Below are 16,813 nucleotides of genomic sequence, written 5' to 3' on the forward strand. Positions count from 1 at the left end.
CTTGCCTTTGCTCCCGTAGCATACCTCGCATGGCGGCGCCAGTGCGCGTTTGCGCGGTGGCCGGCGCGCACGAACATTGCATCCCGCATGCTGCAAAGGCACAATCCACGCTTCGCGAATAATCGACGGCATTGCTTTTACGGAGGGGGCCGGCATGGCGATGCTGGGATTGCGCGGCAAGTCGCTGGTTGCGCTGCTGCTGGTTTGCGTGCTTGCGTTGATTCCGGCCGTCCTCGTGGCCTGGCAGGGCATTTCGGCGGTACGGGATCATTTCGGGCTCGCCTACGCCCGCAACACCACGCTGTTGAACCGGCAAAAACTGCTGACGCCGATCCTGCGGGAATTGGCGCTGTCCCAGCGGCTGGCGGATTCTACCGTCACGCGCGACTGGCTGCGAGATTCCGCCAACCCAGAGAAGCGCGAGCGGTTTTTCCGCGAGGCGGAAGGGTACCGGCACGATTTCCGCGACCATTCCTATTTCGTGATCGACGGCGGCCCCGATTACTATTTCAACGACGGCAATGTCGCCGACGCCCAGCGCGGCCGCTACCGGCTGAGCCGGTCCGAGCCCAAGGACGCCTGGTTTTTCGAAGGCCTGCGCGACCCTGCGCCGTACGCCATCCAGGTCGACGTCAATTCGCACACCGGGCTGGCCAAGGTCTGGTTCAACGTCCAGGTGCGCGACGGCGACGACCGGCTCGGCCTGGTCGGCACCGGCCTCGACCTCACCACTTTCCTGCGCGATTTCGTCGGCGGCGCCGAGGCCGGGCTGACGCCGGTCATCGTCGACGAGGCCGGCGCCATCCAGGTCCACGCCGATCCCGACCTGATCGCCTACAAGTCGATGTCGCCGGAGGAAGCCGCGCGCCGCTCCATTTTCGGGCAATTGCCGCGGGAGGCGGACCGGGCGGCCCTGCGCGCCGCGATGGAACAGGCGAGCGCCAGGCCGGGCGAGACCTTCGACCTGCGGGTTGATTACCAGGGCGAGCCGCGGCTGCTGGTGCTGTCCTACCTGCCCGAGCTGCGCTGGCACCTGATGACGATCGTCGATTTCAACGTCGCACACATCGTCGACATGCGCTGGCTGGAGCCGGCGCTGATCGCGCTGGCCCTGCTGCTGGCATTGCTGCTGCTCGGCTTCGGCTACGCGGTGGACCGCCTGGTGCTGCAGCCGCTGCGCCGCCTGCAGCAGACCGCGCAGGCGATCTCGGCCGGCCGCTACGATGCCGTGCTGCCGGCCGGCGGCCGCGACGAGATCGGCGAACTGAGCCGTTCCTTCGGCGTCATGGCCGACAAGGTCCGCACCCATACCGAAGAGCTCGAAAGCCGGGTGGCCGAGCGCACCCGCGCGCTGGAGGAGGCCAACCGCCGCATGGCCGCGGCCCACAAGGCGGTGGAGGATTCCATCGACTACGCCAGCCTGATCCAGCGGGCGATCCTGCCCAACCGCCAGATGGTGCAGTCGCTGGGCGAGCATCATTTCGTGCTGTGGCATCCGCGCGACGTGGTCGGCGGCGATTTCTACGTTTTCCGCGCCGACGGCGAAAACTGCCTGCTGGGGGTGGTGGACTGCGCCGGCCACGGCGTGCCGGGCGCGCTGATGACGATGCTGGCGCGCGCGGCCATCGACCACGCCATCAACGAGGCCGGGGTGCACGATCCGGCCGCGATCCTGGCGGCCACCGATACGGCGATGCGAGGCATGCTGCGCGACGCCGAACTGCCGCGGGCGCTGGCCACCAATATGGACGCCGGGCTGGCGTATGTCGACCGCGCGGCCGGCCGCCTGCGGTTCTCGGGCGCCAAGATGTCGTTGTACGCAGGCGACGGCCGGTCGATCGAAGAGATCAAGGGCGGCCGCCGGGCGCTGGGCGAAAAGCGCCCTGGCGACTACTTCAACACGGAAGTGGACCTGGCCGGGCGCACCTTCTACCTGCTGTCCGACGGCATCCTCGACCAGGCCGGGGGCGAGCACGGCTACGGTTTTGGCAACCGGCGGCTGCTCGAACTGCTGGCCTCCATCGCCGACCTGCCGCTGGCCCTGCAGGCCGACGCCTTGCATCGCGCGTTGAGCGAGTACCAGGGCGGCCGGCCGCAGCGCGACGACATTACCGTCCTGTCGTTCCGTTTCGTGTAGCGCCGGCGCCCCGGCGGGGCCGCACCATCCGTTGCACCATATACGGCGCTTTACATCCACCCCAATAGACGATGGCGAAGGTCCGGCCTAGAGTCGACAGACCGCGGCCCGGCCGCGGCATGCAACCATCTGCGGAGGTGACGATGAGCACTGAACTGGCGAAGGAAGTGCAGCCCATGGTGATGGACGGCGCGGTACGCTTCACCGCGCGGTTCGAGGGCCGCAAGGCCCAGGAATTCGAGATTTCAGGCGATGCGCTGACCGAGATCTTCGGCGCCGGCAGCCGCTCCGAAGAAGACCTGCTCGAGGCCTTCCGGCGCGGCAAGGCCGAGATCCTCAGCGTGGCCGCCGAGGCCGGCGGCACCCCCACCAGCGGCGTCGTCCCGCTCGGCACCGGCGATTTCCGTCAGTAACCCAGCGGCCCCACGCGATGGCCCGGTGCCGGTCACCGGGCCATAGGCCGGCGCCGGGCCGCCCCAAGCGGCCGCGTCCCCTTGGGGGACAGCCATGCAAGCGCCGTCCAGGCGTTTGCATGGCCAGGGGCTGGCACTAGGCCGGCGCCGGGCCGCCCCAAGCCGGCCAGGGGCTACCACTTGTAGCATTGGCCTGCTGGGGATACACTAGGCAGGCCGCGCGCATTTTTGTCTCCGCTGCGGCACGACACGGCAATTGCCCCACCGTTGGGGGCCGCGCCGCCGGGCCACGATCCCGGTGCCAGGGCGGCCCACCCAGCCCAACGCCAGCGTCGCACTGCCGGCCGGTCGGCCGGTTTCAGGGCCGAAACATCTTCCAAGAAATTTTCAGCCCGTATTGGGACACCCTACGGATCACACCCGTTTGATCGCACGCTCATGAACACCAGCGAGGCAAGACTCGTGCTGGAAACTGCGCTGTTATGCGCGCAGGAACCGCTGCCCTTGTCGGAACTGCGCAAGCTGTTCGCCGACGAGGTCGGCAACGATACGCTGCGCAGCCTGCTCGACGATCTGCACCAGTCGTGGTCCGGCCGCGGCGTGGAACTGGTGGCGCTGGCCGGCGGGTGGCGGTTCCAGAGCCGGCCGTCGATGCGGCCCTATCTGGAACGGCTCAACCCCGAGAAGCCGCCCAAGTATTCGCGGGCGGTGATGGAAACGCTGGCCATCATCGCGTACCGCCAGCCGGTCACCCGCGGCGACATCGAAGAGATCCGCGGCGTGACGGTGTCGAGCCAGGTGGTCAAGGCGCTGGAGGACCGCGGCTGGATCGAGGTGATCGGCCATCGCGACGCGCCGGGCCGGCCCGCCCTGTTCGGCACCACCCGCCAGTTCCTGGACGACCTGGGGCTGCGGGCGCTGGATGAATTGCCGCCGCTGGAGTCGACCGAGACGGTCGCCGCGCTCAGCGGCATGGCGCAGGACGGCGCCGACGCGCTGTCGCTGGCGATCGGCGAGAGCCAGGCCGAGGCGGCTGCGGAAGACCCGCAGCCGGAAGACGCCATGCAGGCCGGCGGCGTGGAACAGCCCGAAAGCGCCGAACCGCCGGAGGTCGCTGACCGGTCGCCGGAGGTCGCTGACCAGATCGAAAGCATCGAATACCTTGAAGCCGTCGAACTCGAGACGGTCGTACTGGAAGCCGCCGACGTCGGCGCCTCTCCCGCGGAAGGTGCGGCGGAGGAGCCCGGCGATGCCGCGCACGATGCCGGCGGCCAGGAGCCCATGCCCGCCGGCGGCGAACACGACGAAGACGGCGACTTTTCCAACAAGATCAGCAAGAACGACAGTTCCCCGACATGAACGATATTCCGCACGATATGCCCTTGTCCGATGGTTTCGGCCAATCCGAGGCATCCGCCGAGGCCAAGGCCACGTCCGACAAGGCACGTGGAAGGCGCAGCCTGCGCACGCCCTTCCGTCGCCGGCGCCCGGCAGACGAGCCCGGCGCCGAGACGGATGCGGGCCGGGCCGACGGCGGCAGGGCCGACGGCGAAGCCATGCCGGCCGCCGCCCCCGAAGGCGTGCCGGGCGCCGCGGCGGATATGGCCGCCGGGCCGGCCGGCGGGGCCAAGGGCGGCCGCCGGCAGCGCCAGCCGAATGCGGGCCAGCCGGGCGCGGGCCACGGCGCCAAGGGCGGCCGCCGCGCCGGCGGGCGCAAGCCGCGGCCCGAGCAGCAGGCCGAAGGCGAGGCGGCCGAGGCACCGCTGCCGGAACTGTCGCCCGAAGAACAGCGCGCGGCCGAGAAGGAAGCCGAGCAGGCGCTGGCCTACCTGGAGAAGGCGCCCGACCTGAAGCGCCGGCTGGGCAAGTATCTGGCCAGCGAAGCGGTCATGCCCAAGCTGCACAAGGTGCTGGCCGACGCCGGCATCGGTTCGCGCCGCGAAATGGAAGAGCTGATCGTGGCCGGCCGCGTGTCGGTCAACGGCGAGCCGGCCCACATCGGCCAGCGGGTGGCGCCCAGCGACCAGGTGCGCGTCAATGGCAAGCTGGTGCAGCGCCGCCACCAGTCGCGCCCGCCGCGCGTGGTGCTCTACCACAAGCCGGCCGGCGAAATCGTCACCCAGGACGACCCCGACGGCCGTCCCACGGTGTTCGGCCGGCTGCCCAAGATCAAGAACGGCAAGTGGATTTCCATCGGCCGGCTCGACCTGAACACCGAAGGGCTGCTGATCTTCACCACCTCCGGCGACCTCGCCAACCGCCTGATGCATCCGCGCTACGGCACCGAACGCGAATACGCGGTGCGCGTGCTGGGCGAGTTGACCGAGGAACAGCGCGCCGCGCTGCTGGCCGGCATCCAGCTGGAAGACGGCCCGGCCGCCTTTAGTTCGCTCGAATACCTGGGCGGCGACGGCAGCAACCGCTGGTACCGCGTCACCCTGCAGGAAGGCCGCAACCGCGAGGTGCGGCGCATGTTCGAATCCCAGGGCGTGGTGGTCAGCCGCCTGTTGCGCACCCGTTTCGGCGACATCGTGCTGCCGCGCGGCCTGCGGCGCGGCCGCTGGGAAGAGCTGGATTCGTCGCTGGTGACGGCGATGCAGGTCCAGCTCGGCCTGATCAAGGCCGACGACGACGAATCCGGCGGCCGCCGCGGCCGCAGCGCCCAGCCGCTGACGCACGAAGGCGCGCTGCCGCCGGGCTTCGGCACCCTGGAGCGCAACGGCATGCACGGCGCCCGCATCGGCCGCAAGGGCAAGGTCCAGGGCGGCGCCCGTCCGGCGGCGGTCGTCTCCAACCAGGTCTTTCCGTCCGACCCCTACGGCACCGGGCTCAGCTTTGCCGGCGGCCTGCCCAATGGCCACCCGCACGGCGGCGGCAAGGGGCGCGGCAACGGCAATGGTGCGCGGCCGGCCAAGCAGCGCGGCCGGCGCAACCCGAATGTCCAGCCCCAGGCGGCCGGCGCGCCGCAGGCGCGCGGCGGCCGCAACCCGCGCGGCCCGGCGCCCCAGGGCGAAGGCCCTCGGCGCGCCCCCCGCGCCGCCAAGCAGCCGCGCGGCGCAGACGAGCGCCAGCCGCGCGGCGCCGCGGCCCACGAGTCGCAGCTGGCCTTCGCGGGCGTTACGCGCAATCGCCGCGGCCGGTCGTAGCCAGGCCACATTCCCCTGGGACCGGCTTGAAATAAAGCCTGGATTGGCGTAACATTCACAAGCTAAACACTTGCGTTTTTGCAAGTAGCATTGCTACCGATGCGCGGCGGTGGGCTGCCGCGAACCCGGCCAGCGGTCGTAAGCCGTGTTCCGCGCAAACGTACAAGCAAGTTGGTACAGGCAAATTCCGGTTCCGTCCGCGCCCCGCGGCGTATCGCAGGGGGCGATGGCCAGGGGCTCATACAGCCGCTGGCTGCGCGGTAACACCGCGCCGCGGTCCATGGGCTCCGGGGTGATGTCGCAAAATGGGCTGGACGGGACAGCCCATTTTTTTTTGTTTTTCAGGCATGCGGCAGGCATCGCCGCCGCGGGTGCGATCCACGCGCAGCGATGCCGCCGCGCGTATGTGGCGAGGTCGCTGAACGAGGCATGGCAGATATTTTCGAGCTCACCGAGCAATCCCTGGCCGGGTTAGGCGTCGAACTGGTCGACGTCGAACGCGCCGGACAAGGCCTGTTGCGTGTCACGATCGACCGCGAAGGCGGCGTCAGGATCGAGGATTGCGAGAAAGTCTCGCGCCAGCTCTCCCGCGTGTACGAAGTCGAGAACATCGATTACGCCCGGCTCGAGGTCGGGTCGCCCGGCACCGACCGGCCACTGCGCAGGGCGGCCGATTTTCGCCGGTTCGCCGGCGAGCGGGCCGAGATCCGGCTGCGGGCCGCGCTCGACGGGCGCAAGGTTTTCACGGGCACGCTGGTGCTCCCGGAAACGGAAGCGGCGGACGGCGGCCAGGCCGCCGATGCCAAGGTCAATCAGGATGCCGACAGGTTCGGCATCGAATTCGAAGCTAAAGCAGGCGACATCCAGGTGCTGTGGTTCACGCTCGACGAGATCGATCGTGCCCGACTGGATCCGGTTCTGAATTTCAGGGGCAAAAAGCGATGAGCCGAGAGATTCTGTTGTTGGTGGACGCCCTCGCGCGCGAAAAGAACGTGACGCGCGACGTGGTGTTCGGCGCGCTCGAGAGCGCCCTGGCTTCCGCCATGAAGAAGCTCTACAAAGAAGACGTGGATATCCGCGTCGCGATCGACCGCGAGACGGGCGACCACGAGGCCTTCCGCCGCTGGCAGGTGGTGCCCGACGAGGCCGGACTGCAACTGCCCGACCAGCAGATCCTGCTGAGCGAGGCGCGCGAGGTCGTGCCCGACATCCAGCTCGAGGAATACATCGAAGAGCCGCTGGAGCCGATCGAGTTCGGCCGCATCGGCGCGCAGGCGGCCAAGCAGGTCATCCTGCAGAAGATCCGCGACGCCGAGCGCGAGCAGCTGCTTAACGACTTCCTCGAGCGCGGCGAGTCGATCGTGTCCGGCACCATCAAGCGCATGGACAAGGGCGACGCCATCGTCGAGATCGGCAAGGTCGAGGCCCGCCTGCCGCGTTCCGAGATGATCCCGAAGGAGAACCTGCGGGTGGGCGACCGCGTGCGCGCCTACGTGAAAGAGATCGACCGCCAGGCCCGCGGCCAGCAGGTGATCCTGTCGCGCGCCACGCCGCTGTTCATCAGCCAGCTGTTCGCCAACGAGGTGCCCGAGATCGAGCAGGGTCTGCTCGAACTGAAGGGCGCCGCGCGCGATCCGGGCGTGCGCGCCAAGATCGCCGTGGTGGCGCACGACCGCCGCATCGACCCGATCGGCACCTGCGTTGGCATGCGCGGCTCGCGCGTGCAGGCGGTGCGCAACGAGCTGGGCGGCGAGCAGGTCGACATCGTGCTGTGGTCCGAAGACCCGGCGCAGTTCGTGATCGGCGCGCTGGCGCCGGCCAATGTGCAATCGATCGTGGTCGACGAAGACCGCCACGCGATGGACGTCGTGGTCGACGAGGACAACCTGGCGATCGCCATCGGCCGCAGCGGCCAGAACGTGCGCCTGGCCTCCGAGCTGACCGGCTGGCAGATCAACATCATGACGCCCGACGAAAGCCAGGCCAAGCAGCAGCAGGAGCAGAACGCGCTGCGCGACACCTTCATGAGCAAGCTGGACGTCGACCAGGAAGTGGCCGACATCCTGATCGAGGAAGGTTTCACCGGCCTGGAGGAAATCGCCTACGTGCCGATCCAGGAACTGCTGGAGATCGACGCGTTCGACGAAGACACCATCAACGAATTGCGCAACCGCGCGCGCAACGCCCTGCTGACCGAGGCCATCGCCCAGGAAGAGCGGGTCGAGACCGCGCAGGATCTGCTGACGCTCGAGGGCATGACGCCCGAGCTCGCGGCCAGCCTGGCCGCCGGCCAGGTGCTGACCCGCGACGACCTGGCGGACCTGTCCGTCGACGAGCTGACCGAATTGACCGGCATCGGCGAGGAAGAAGCCAGGCAATTGATCGTCCGTGCGCGCGCGCACTGGTTCGAGCAGGCCTGAGCCCATCCATAACGCCGATCAGCCAAACGGGGAAGAGAAACGAATGTCGAGTAACACTGTCGCCCAGTTCGCTACAGAGCTGAAATTGCCCGCCAACGTGCTGCTGGAGCAGCTGCGTGCGGCGGGTGTGAGCATCAGGTCGGTGGAAGATACGGTCACCGAAAGCGACAAGGCACAGCTGCTCGAATCCTTGCGCCGTGCGCATGGCGCGTCGGAAGACCGCAAGCGGATCACCGTCACGCGCAAGCAGACCTCCGAGATCAAGCAGTCCGATGCCACCGGCAAGGCCCGCACCATCCAGGTCGAGGTGCGCAAGAAGCGCACCTTCATCAAGCGCGACACGCCCGACGGCGCAGAACTCGAGACGGGCGCCGTGCGCGTCGAGGACGCGGCGGCTGCCGCCGCGACCGAGGCCGAAGACCGCGCCCGCCTCGAAGCCGAGCAACTGGCGAGCGAGCGCGAGGAAGCGGCTGCCCGCGAGCGGGCCGAAGCCGAGGCGCGCGAACGCGCCGAGGCCGAGGAGCGGCTGCGCGCGGCCGAGGAACAGGCGCGCCTGGCGGCCGAAGCCGCCGAGCGCGCGGCGCGCGAAGCGGCCGCCGCGGCGGCCGAGGCTGCCGCCAAGGCCAAGGAGCAGGCGGTCAAGGCCGCGGCCCAGGACACCAAACCTGCTACGCCCGAGGGAGGGGCTGCAGTGAGCGATGCAGCAGTAAGCAATGCCGCCTCCAGTGCGGAGGCGGCGCGTGCCAAGGCCGACGAGGCGCGCCGCAAGGCCGACGAGATCCGCAAGGCCGACGCCAAGGCGAACGAGGCCCGCGAAAAGGCCCGCCGCGCCGCCGAGGCCGAAGCGGCCGCGCTGCGCGAGATGCTGAGCCGGCCCCGGCCGCGCGTGATGCACGCGCCTGCGCCGGCCCCCGCGCCCGCGGCGCCCGCCGCCGCGCCGGGCGCGCCGATCGCCGGCACGCTGCACAAGCCCGCGGCCAAGACGGCCGCCGAGGCCAAGGACGGCGCCAAGAAGGAAGAGGCCAAGCCCGCCGCGCCCGGCAAGAAGGTCATCAAGACCGGCGCGGTCGCCTCCACCTGGTCGGAAGACGCGGCCCGCAAGAAAACCCTCAAGACCCGCGGCGACGCGTCGTCCGGCACCAGCCGCGACGGCTGGCGCGGCGGCGGCCGCGGCGGCCGCAACAGCCGCCAGCAGCAGGACCACAAGGCGGCGCAGGCGGTGGAAGCCATCGTGCGCGAGGTGCACGTGCCCGAGACCATCTCGGTGGCCGACCTCGCCCACAAGATGGCGGTCAAGGCGGCCGAAGTCATCAAGGTGCTGATGAAGATGGGCCAGATGGTCACCATCAACCAGGTGCTGGACCAGGAAACCGCGATGATCGTGGTGGAAGAGCTCGGCCACACCGCGATCGCCGCCAAGCTCGACGACCCGGAAGCCTTCCTCGACGAGGCGCCCGCGGCCGAGGCGCCGGAACTGCCGCGCGCGCCGGTCGTGACCGTGATGGGCCACGTCGACCACGGCAAGACCTCGCTGCTGGACTACATCCGCCGCGCCAAGGTCGCCTCGGGCGAAGCCGGCGGCATCACCCAGCACATCGGCGCCTACCACGTGGAAACCGAGCGCGGCATGGTGACCTTCCTGGACACCCCGGGCCACGAGGCCTTCACGGCGATGCGCGCGCGCGGCGCCAAGGCCACCGACATCGTCATCCTGGTGGTGGCGGCCGACGACGGCGTGATGCCGCAAACCAAGGAAGCCATCCACCACGCCAAGGCGGCGGGAGTGCCGATCGTGGTCGCTATCAACAAGATCGACAAGCCCGATGCCAACCCCGACCGCGTCAAGCAGGAACTGGTGGCCGAAGAGGTCGTGCCCGAAGAGTACGGCGGCGATTCGCCGTTCGTGCCGGTGTCGGCCAAGACCGGCCAGGGCATCGACGAACTGCTCGAACAGGTGCTGCTGCAGGCCGAAGTGCTGGAACTGAAGGCGCAGGTCGATTCGCCGGCCAAGGGCCTGGTTATCGAAGCCAAGCTCGACAAGGGCCGCGGCCCGGTGGCCACCATCCTGGTCACCTCCGGCACGCTCAAGCGCGGCGACGTCGTGCTGGCCGGCGCCAGCTTCGGCCGGGTGCGCGCGATGCTCGACGAAAACGGCAAGCCGATCGCCACCGCCGGCCCCTCGATCCCGGTCGAGATCCAGGGCCTGACCGAAGTGCCGGCCGCCGGCGACGAGCTGATGGTGCTGAGCGACGAGCGCAAGGCGCGCGAGATCGCGCTGTTCCGCCAGGGCAAGTTCCGCGACGTCAAGCTGGCGCGCCAGCAGGCCGCCAAGCTGGAATCGCTGTTCGACAACATGGGCGAGGGCGCCCAGACCCTGGCGCTGATCGTCAAGACCGACGTCCAGGGCTCGCAGGAGGCGCTGGTGCAGGCGCTGACCAAGCTGTCGACCGACGAGGTGCGGGTGCAGGTCGTGCATGCGGCGGTCGGCGGCATCTCGGAAAGCGACATCAACCTGGCCATCGCGTCGAAGGCGGTCGTGATCGGCTTCAACGTGCGGGCCGACGCCAGCGCCAAGAAGCTGGCCGAGAGCAGCGGCATCGACGTGCGCTACTACAACATCATCTACGACGCGGTCGACGAGGTGAAGTCGGCCATGTCGGGGATGCTGGCGCCCGAGAAGCGCGAGGAAGTCATCGGCCTGGTCGAGATCCGCGAGGTCTACAACGTTTCGCGCATCGGCAACATCGCCGGCTGCATGGTGCTCGACGGCCTGGTGCGCCGCAATTCGCAGGTCCGCCTGCTGCGCAACAACGTGGTCCAGTGGACGGGCGAGATCGACTCCCTGCGCCGCTTCAAGGACGACGTGCGCGAGGTCAAGGCCGGTTTCGACTGCGGCATCACGCTGCGCAACAACAACGACATCGCGGTGGGCGACCAGCTCGAGGTGTTCGAAGTGAAGGAAGTGGCGCGCACGCTGTAAGGCGGCGCGCAAGGCTGGCTCATGAATCGTCACAGGCAGAAAAAGCTCCCCGGCGGCCGCAACCAGCGGCTGGCCGACCAGATCCGCAAGGATCTGGCGGAGATGATCCAGCGCGAGCTCGACGTCGGGCGCGCGGGCCTGATCACGCTGACCGACGTCGAGTTGAGCGCCGACTACGCCCATGCCAAGGTGTATTTCACCGTGATGGGGGCGGAGCCCGACGCCGCCGCGGCGGCGCTGAACGAGAAGGCCGGCTGGCTGCATTCGCTGCTGTTCAAGCAGTTGCACATCCACACCGTGCCCACGCTGCGCTTCTATCACGATGCGCAAGTGTCGCGCGGGATGGTGATGAATGACCTGATCAGCCGCGCCAACGCGCCCGGCGTGCGGGCCGACGACGTGCAGCCCGCCGCGCCGATGGAAACGGCAGACCCCGACGTGCGCGACAGCATCGCGCCCGCCGAACCCGACGCCCCCGACGACCGCGGCTGAGCCGCGCACGTCTTTTTTCCGACGATTGCGATGGCTTCCCGACGAGGGTGTGCGCTCGATGGCGTGTTGCTGCTGGACAAGCCGGAAGGCTTGTCCAGCAACCATGCGCTGCAGCGGGCGCGCCGCATCCTCGACGCGCGCAAGGCGGGGCATACGGGCACGCTGGATCCGTTCGCGACCGGGCTGATGGTGTTGTGCTTCGGCGAGGCGACCAAGTTTTCCGGCGACATGTTCCACGCCGACAAGACCTACCTGGCCGAACTGAAGCTGGGCGAGGAGACCGACAGCGGCGACCGCACCGGGCTGCCGGTGGCGTTCGAGGGCCAGGATCCGTCGCGCCGGCCCGACGCGGCGCAACTGCGCGACGTGTTGTCACGCTTGACCGGCAGCATCGCGCAGGTGCCGCCCATGTATTCCGCGCTCAAGCGCGACGGCCGGCCGCTGTACGAGTACGCGCGGCAGGGCATCGAACTGGAGCGCGAGCCGAGGCAGGTGACGATATACGGCATCCGGCTGCTGGAGGCCGATGGCGACCGGGTGCGGCTGGAAGTGGATTGCAGCAAGGGAACGTATATCCGCACGCTGGCGCAGGACATCGGCCGCGCGCTGGGTTGCGGCGCGCATCTGACCGCGCTGCGGCGCAGCCGCACCGCGGGCTTCGGCCTGGCCGACGCCGTCACGCTGGAACGGCTGGAGGCCATGCCCGAGCCTGCCGCCGCGCTGCTGCCGGTAGAGGCGCTGCTGGCGCCGCTGGCCGTGCAGCGGCTGGACCAGGCGCAGGCGGCACGGTTCGTGCAAGGGCAGAAGATCGGCCTCGCCCGGCCTGCCGGCTCCGGTCCGGCGGCCGCCGGCGGTCCCGCAGTTTCGATGGCAACGCCCCAGGCCGCGGCGCCGGCCGAACGGGTGCGCGTACACGGCGCCGACGGCAGTTTTCTGGGCACCGCCCGCCGCGAAGGCGGCAGGCTGGTGCCCGACAGATTGATATCCTTGAAGGAAACGACATGACTCGCGCATTGCGCAACGTGGCCATCATCGCCCACGTCGACCACGGCAAGACCACGCTGGTGGACCAACTGCTGCGGCAGTCGGGCACCTTCCGCGAAAACCAGCAGATCGCCGAACGGGTGATGGACTCCAACGACCTGGAAAAGGAACGGGGCATCACCATCCTGGCCAAGAACTGCGCGGTCGAATACAACGGCACCCACATCAACATCGTCGACACCCCGGGCCACGCCGACTTCGGCGGCGAGGTCGAGCGCGTGCTGTCGATGGTGGACGGCGTGCTGCTGCTGGTCGACGCCGTGGAAGGCCCGATGCCGCAGACCCGCTTCGTCACCCGCAAGGCGCTGGCGCTGGGCCTGAAGCCCATCGTGGTGATCAACAAGATCGACCGCCCCGGCGCGCGGCCCGATTGGGTCATCAATCAGACCTTCGACCTGTTCGACAAGCTGGGCGCGTCCGACGAGCAGCTCGACTTCCCGATCGTCTACGCCTCGGGCCTGAACGGCTACGCCGGCCTGACCGACGCCGTGCGCGAGGGCGACATGCAGCCCCTGTTCGAGACCATCCTCGACAAGGTGCCGGTGCGCGACGACGACGCCGAAGGCCCGCTGCAATTGCAGATCGTGTCGCTGGAATACTCCAGCTACGTCGGCAAGATCGGCGTCGGCCGCATCTCGCGCGGGCGCGTGCGGCCGCTGCAGGACGTGGTGGTCAAGTTCGGCCCCGAGGGCGCGCCGATCAAGGGCCGCGTCAACCAGGTGCTGAAGTTCCGCGGCCTGGAGCGCGAGGTGGTGCCCGAAGCCCAGGCCGGCGACATCGTGCTGATCAACGGCATCGAGGAAGTCGGCATCGGCTGCACGGTGTGCGCGCCGGACGCGCAGGACGCGCTGCCGATGCTGAAGGTGGACGAACCCACGCTGACGATGAACTTCTGCGTGAACACCTCGCCGCTGGCCGGCCGCGAAGGCAAGTTCGTGACCAGCCGCCAGCTGCGCGAACGGCTCGACCGCGAGCTGAAGTCCAACGTGGCGCTGCGGGTCAAGGACACCGGCGACGACACGATTTTCGAGGTGTCGGGCCGCGGCGAACTGCACCTGACCATCCTGCTGGAGAACATGCGCCGCGAAGGCTACGAGCTGGCCGTGTCGCGGCCGCGCGTGGTCTACAAGGAAATCGACGGCGTGCGCCACGAGCCGTTCGAAATGCTGACGGTCGACGTCGAAGACGGCCACCAGGGCGCGGTGATGGAAGAGCTGGGCCGCCGCAAGGGCGAACTGCTCGACATGGCTTCCGACGGCAAGGGCCGCACCCGGCTGGAATACCGCATCCCGGCGCGCGGGCTGATCGGCTTCCAGGGCGAATTCCTGACCATGACCCGCGGCACCGGCCTGATCAGCCACGTGTTCGACGAATACGCCCCGGTGCGCGAAGGCGGCCTGGGCGAGCGCCACAACGGCGTGCTGATCAGCCAGGAAGACGGCGACGCCGTGGCCTACGCGCTGTGGAAGCTGCAGGACCGCGGCCGCATGTTCGTCAGCCCCGGCGAGGCGTTGTACGAAGGCATGATCATCGGCATCCACAGCCGCGACAACGATCTGGTCGTCAACCCGATCAAGGGCAAGCAGCTGACCAACGTCCGCGCCTCCGGCACGGACGAGGCCGTGCGCCTGGTGCCGCCGATCCAGCTGTCGCTGGAATACGCGGTGGAGTTCATCGCCGACGACGAACTGGTCGAGATCACGCCGAAGAACATCCGGCTGCGCAAGCGCCACCTGAAGGAACACGACCGCAAGCGCGCCAGCCGCGAAGCGGCCTGACGCCGGGCGCCGCACGGCGCCTGCGTCTCGCATTTGCCGCGTTCCGTGCCCGGCGGCCCGCCCGCCGGGGCGGATACGTTGACATCCCGTTTCCCGTCGGAGAACATTACCGCTTGAGCCGGCGGCGCCCGCCGCCGGCCACGGTCGCCGCGGTGCTTCATTCTGGTCGCGACCCGTCAAGCTCACAGCGCCCGCAGTGGTGAGCGGATTGTCTCCCCGGGAACGGCATGCAAGCCTACATCCTCGACTGGGCCAATCTGCTGCTGCGCTGGCTGCACGTCATCACCGCCATCGCCTGGATCGGTTCCTCCTTCTATTTCGTCTGGCTCGACAACCACCTCGTGCGGCCGCAGGACCCTGCACTGCTGCGGCAGGGCGTGGCCGGCGAACTGTGGGCGGTGCACGGCGGCGGTTTCTACAATCCCCAGAAGTACATGGTGGCGCCCGCCACCCTGCCGCAGGACCTGCACTGGTTCTACTGGGAAAGCTACTTCACCTGGATGTCGGGCTTCGCCCTGTTCACGGTGCTGTACCTGTGCAACGCCAGCACCTACCTGATCGACCGCAACGTATTCGACTGGGGCCCGGTGGCCGCGGTGACGGCGGCGCTGTGCTTCCTGGCGGTGGGGTGGGTGGCGTACGACGCGGTCTGCCGCATCGCCGGCAACGGCCCGCGCGCCGGCCGCAAGGTGGGCCTGGCCGTGGCCGCCTTCGTGGCGCTGGCGGCCTGGCTGGCCTGTCAGTTGTTCGCCGGCCGCGCCGCCTTCCTGCTGGTGGGGGCGATGATCGCCACCATCATGTCGGGCAACGTGCTGATGGTCATCATCCCGGGCCAGCGCAAGGTGGTGGAAGCGATGCGGGCGGGCGAGCCGGTGGACCCGATCCATGGCGAACTGGGCAAGCAGCGCAGCGTGCACAACACCTACCTGACGCTGCCGGTGCTGTTCGCGATGCTGTCCAACCACTATGCCATGGTCTATTCGGCGCGCCACAACTGGCTGGTGCTGGCGGCGGTGATGCTGGCCGGGGCGCTGATCCGGCAGTTTTTCGTGCTGCGCCACAAGGGCGTGACCAATCCGTGGTATCCGGCCGGCGGCGTGGCGCTGCTGCTGGCAGTGGCCGCCTGGGTGGCGCCGCCCGGGCTGGCGAACCAGCCGGCCCCGGCCGCCGCCGTCCCGTTTTCCGCCGCGGACGCGGGCCTCGTGCAGCAGGCGGTGGCCCGGCGCTGCGTGGTCTGCCACAACGCGCAACTGGCCAACAAGGGCGTGCGGCTCGATACGCCCGGACAGCTCAAGGCGCACGCGCAGATGGTCTACCAGCAGGCGGTGATGCAGAAGACGATGCCGCTGAACAACGCCACCGGCATGACGGAGGAAGAACGGGCGCTGCTTGGCCGCTGGTTCGCGGCCGGCGCGCCGCTGCCGCCGGGCGGGACGCCCGGCGGCTGAGAAGGGGCGTCCCGGGGGCAGGACGCGGCGGGATCCGGCGCCGGCCGGCACGCATGGCGCCGGCCGTCCGGGTCAGGCGACCGGCGGAAAGCCGTACAGGCGCTGCGGGTTCTCCACCAGCAGCTTGTGGCGCAGGGCCGGATCCGGGCAGAAGTCGAGCATCAGATTGACCAGTTCGCCGTCGTTCGGCATGTCTTTCGAGATGTTCGGGTGCGGCCAGTCGGTGCCCCACAGCACGCGGTCGGGCGCGGCCTCGATCAGCCGGCTGGCGAAGGGGATGGCGTCGGTGAACGGCCGCTTGCCGACCGACACGCGTTCGCCGCCGCACACCTTGACCCAGGCCAGCGGATTGCGCATCAGTTCCAGCAGGCTCTGGAACGGCTTCTGGTCGAGTCCCTTGGCAGCCTGCACGCGGCCCATGTGGTCGATCACGAAAGGCACCTTGATGCGATTGATGCGGTCGCTGTAGGTCAGGATGTCTTCGGCGTCCAGATGCAGCACGACGTGCCAGCCCAGGGGCCCCAGGCGCTCGATGGTCTTGTCGAACACCTCGAGGTCGGGCGCGCCGCCCAGGTGCTGCACGAAGTTGAAGCGCACCGCGCGCACGCCGCCCGCATGCAGGTCGGCCAGTTGCTCGTCGGTTTCGCTGCCGTCGACGATGGCCACGCCCAGGTAGCGGCCTTCGCTGCGGGCGATGGCGTCGAGCATGGCGGTGTTGTCGGAGCCGTGGCAGCTGGCCTGCACGATCACGGCGCGCGACAGGCCCAGCCAGTCGTGCAGCGCGCGCAGGCGCTCGAACGGCGCGTCGGGCGGCGTGTAGCTGCGGTCGGGCGCGTAGGGGAAACGGTCGGCGGGGCCGAACACGTGGCAGTGCGCGTCGCAGGCGCCCGCAGGCAGCGCCTCGCGCGGCTTGACCGGATTCGGATCGGGAGGAGCGCAGGTCTTCATGGCGATG

11 protein-coding genes and 1 pseudogene are annotated in these 16,813 nt (G+C 69.2%); 11 read left to right on the forward strand and 1 reads right to left on the reverse strand.

Annotated elements, in window-relative coordinates; translation table 11 throughout:
* Window positions 1-154 precede the first annotated feature (154 nt).
* The 11 genes and pseudogenes from siaA (at window position 155) to ABD927_RS07260 (ending at window position 15,858) form a co-directional block, all read left to right on the forward strand.
* Window positions 155-2,137, forward strand: a complete 1,983-nt coding sequence (gene siaA, locus ABD927_RS07210; protein ID WP_345247788.1) for a biofilm regulation protein phosphatase SiaA — start codon at window positions 155-157, stop codon at window positions 2,135-2,137.
* A 143-nt stretch (window positions 2,138-2,280) separates the two neighbouring features.
* Entirely contained in the window at window positions 2,281-2,550 is a 270-nt protein-coding gene (locus tag ABD927_RS07215) for a DUF1488 family protein (protein WP_345247790.1), read from the forward strand.
* Between the two features lie 438 nt (window positions 2,551-2,988).
* Window positions 2,989-3,849, forward strand: a pseudogene (gene scpB / locus ABD927_RS07220) (SMC-Scp complex subunit ScpB); the annotation flags it as partial.
* Between the two features lie 257 nt (window positions 3,850-4,106).
* Window positions 4,107-5,696, forward strand: coding sequence for a 23S rRNA pseudouridine(2605) synthase RluB (gene rluB / locus ABD927_RS07225; RefSeq protein ID WP_425570207.1), 1,590 nt, complete (start codon window positions 4,107-4,109; stop codon window positions 5,694-5,696).
* 429 nt (window positions 5,697-6,125) lie between these two features.
* On the forward strand, window positions 6,126-6,641 hold the full coding sequence (gene rimP / locus ABD927_RS07230) for a ribosome maturation factor RimP (RefSeq protein ID WP_345247796.1): 516 nt from the start codon (window positions 6,126-6,128) through the stop codon (window positions 6,639-6,641).
* Window positions 6,638-8,116 carry a transcription termination factor NusA gene (gene nusA, locus ABD927_RS07235; protein ID WP_345247798.1) on the forward strand — a complete coding sequence of 493 codons (1,479 nt, stop codon included), beginning with the start codon at window positions 6,638-6,640 and terminating at the stop codon, window positions 8,114-8,116. Before rimP ends, nusA begins: the two co-directional genes overlap by 4 nt.
* A 43-nt stretch (window positions 8,117-8,159) precedes the next feature.
* Window positions 8,160-11,096, forward strand: a complete 2,937-nt coding sequence (infB, locus tag ABD927_RS07240) for a translation initiation factor IF-2 (RefSeq protein WP_345247800.1) — start codon at window positions 8,160-8,162, stop codon at window positions 11,094-11,096.
* A 21-nt stretch (window positions 11,097-11,117) separates the two neighbouring features.
* On the forward strand, window positions 11,118-11,588 hold the full coding sequence (gene rbfA, locus ABD927_RS07245; protein WP_345247802.1) for a 30S ribosome-binding factor RbfA: 471 nt from the start codon (window positions 11,118-11,120) through the stop codon (window positions 11,586-11,588).
* Window positions 11,589-11,618: 30 nt separating this feature from the next.
* Window positions 11,619-12,593: a tRNA pseudouridine(55) synthase TruB gene (truB, locus tag ABD927_RS07250; RefSeq protein WP_345247804.1), complete on the forward strand. Its 975-nt coding sequence runs from the start codon at window positions 11,619-11,621 to the stop codon at window positions 12,591-12,593.
* Window positions 12,590-14,410 (forward strand): translational GTPase TypA, encoded by a 1,821-nt coding sequence (typA, locus tag ABD927_RS07255; RefSeq protein WP_345247806.1) that lies wholly within the window; start codon window positions 12,590-12,592, stop codon window positions 14,408-14,410. The genes truB and typA overlap by 4 nt, the downstream gene beginning before the upstream one ends.
* A gap of 227 nt (window positions 14,411-14,637) precedes the next feature.
* On the forward strand, window positions 14,638-15,858 hold the full coding sequence (locus ABD927_RS07260) for a urate hydroxylase PuuD (RefSeq protein ID WP_345247808.1): 1,221 nt from the start codon (window positions 14,638-14,640) through the stop codon (window positions 15,856-15,858).
* A 72-nt stretch (window positions 15,859-15,930) separates the two neighbouring features.
* Here the strand turns inward: ABD927_RS07260 and ABD927_RS07265 are convergent, their stop codons facing one another.
* Complete coding sequence (locus ABD927_RS07265; protein ID WP_345247810.1) at window positions 15,931-16,806, reverse strand: amidohydrolase family protein; 876 nt, start codon at window positions 16,804-16,806, stop codon at window positions 15,931-15,933.
* Window positions 16,807-16,813: the final 7 nt, after the last annotated feature.

It is taken from the genome of Pigmentiphaga soli (assembly GCF_039541095.1).
GTDB lineage: Bacteria > Pseudomonadota > Gammaproteobacteria > Burkholderiales > Burkholderiaceae_B > Pigmentiphaga > Pigmentiphaga soli.

Coding starts and splice junctions, on each gene's coding strand:
- truB (WP_345247804.1), top strand. CDS start 11,619: ATGGCTTCCCGACGAGGGTGTGCGCTCGATGGCGTGTTGCTGCTGGAC.
- ABD927_RS07265 (WP_345247810.1), bottom strand. CDS start 16,806: ATGAAGACCTGCGCTCCTCCCGATCCGAATCCGGTCAAGCCGCGCGAG.
- ABD927_RS07215 (WP_345247790.1), top strand. CDS start 2,281: ATGAGCACTGAACTGGCGAAGGAAGTGCAGCCCATGGTGATGGACGGC.
- infB (WP_345247800.1), top strand. CDS start 8,160: ATGTCGAGTAACACTGTCGCCCAGTTCGCTACAGAGCTGAAATTGCCC.
- rbfA (WP_345247802.1), top strand. CDS start 11,118: ATGAATCGTCACAGGCAGAAAAAGCTCCCCGGCGGCCGCAACCAGCGG.
- rimP (WP_345247796.1), top strand. CDS start 6,126: ATGGCAGATATTTTCGAGCTCACCGAGCAATCCCTGGCCGGGTTAGGC.
- nusA (WP_345247798.1), top strand. CDS start 6,638: ATGAGCCGAGAGATTCTGTTGTTGGTGGACGCCCTCGCGCGCGAAAAG.
- typA (WP_345247806.1), top strand. CDS start 12,590: ATGACTCGCGCATTGCGCAACGTGGCCATCATCGCCCACGTCGACCAC.
- siaA (WP_345247788.1), top strand. CDS start 155: ATGGCGATGCTGGGATTGCGCGGCAAGTCGCTGGTTGCGCTGCTGCTG.
- ABD927_RS07260 (WP_345247808.1), top strand. CDS start 14,638: ATGCAAGCCTACATCCTCGACTGGGCCAATCTGCTGCTGCGCTGGCTG.
- rluB (WP_425570207.1), top strand. CDS start 4,107: ATGCCGGCCGCCGCCCCCGAAGGCGTGCCGGGCGCCGCGGCGGATATG.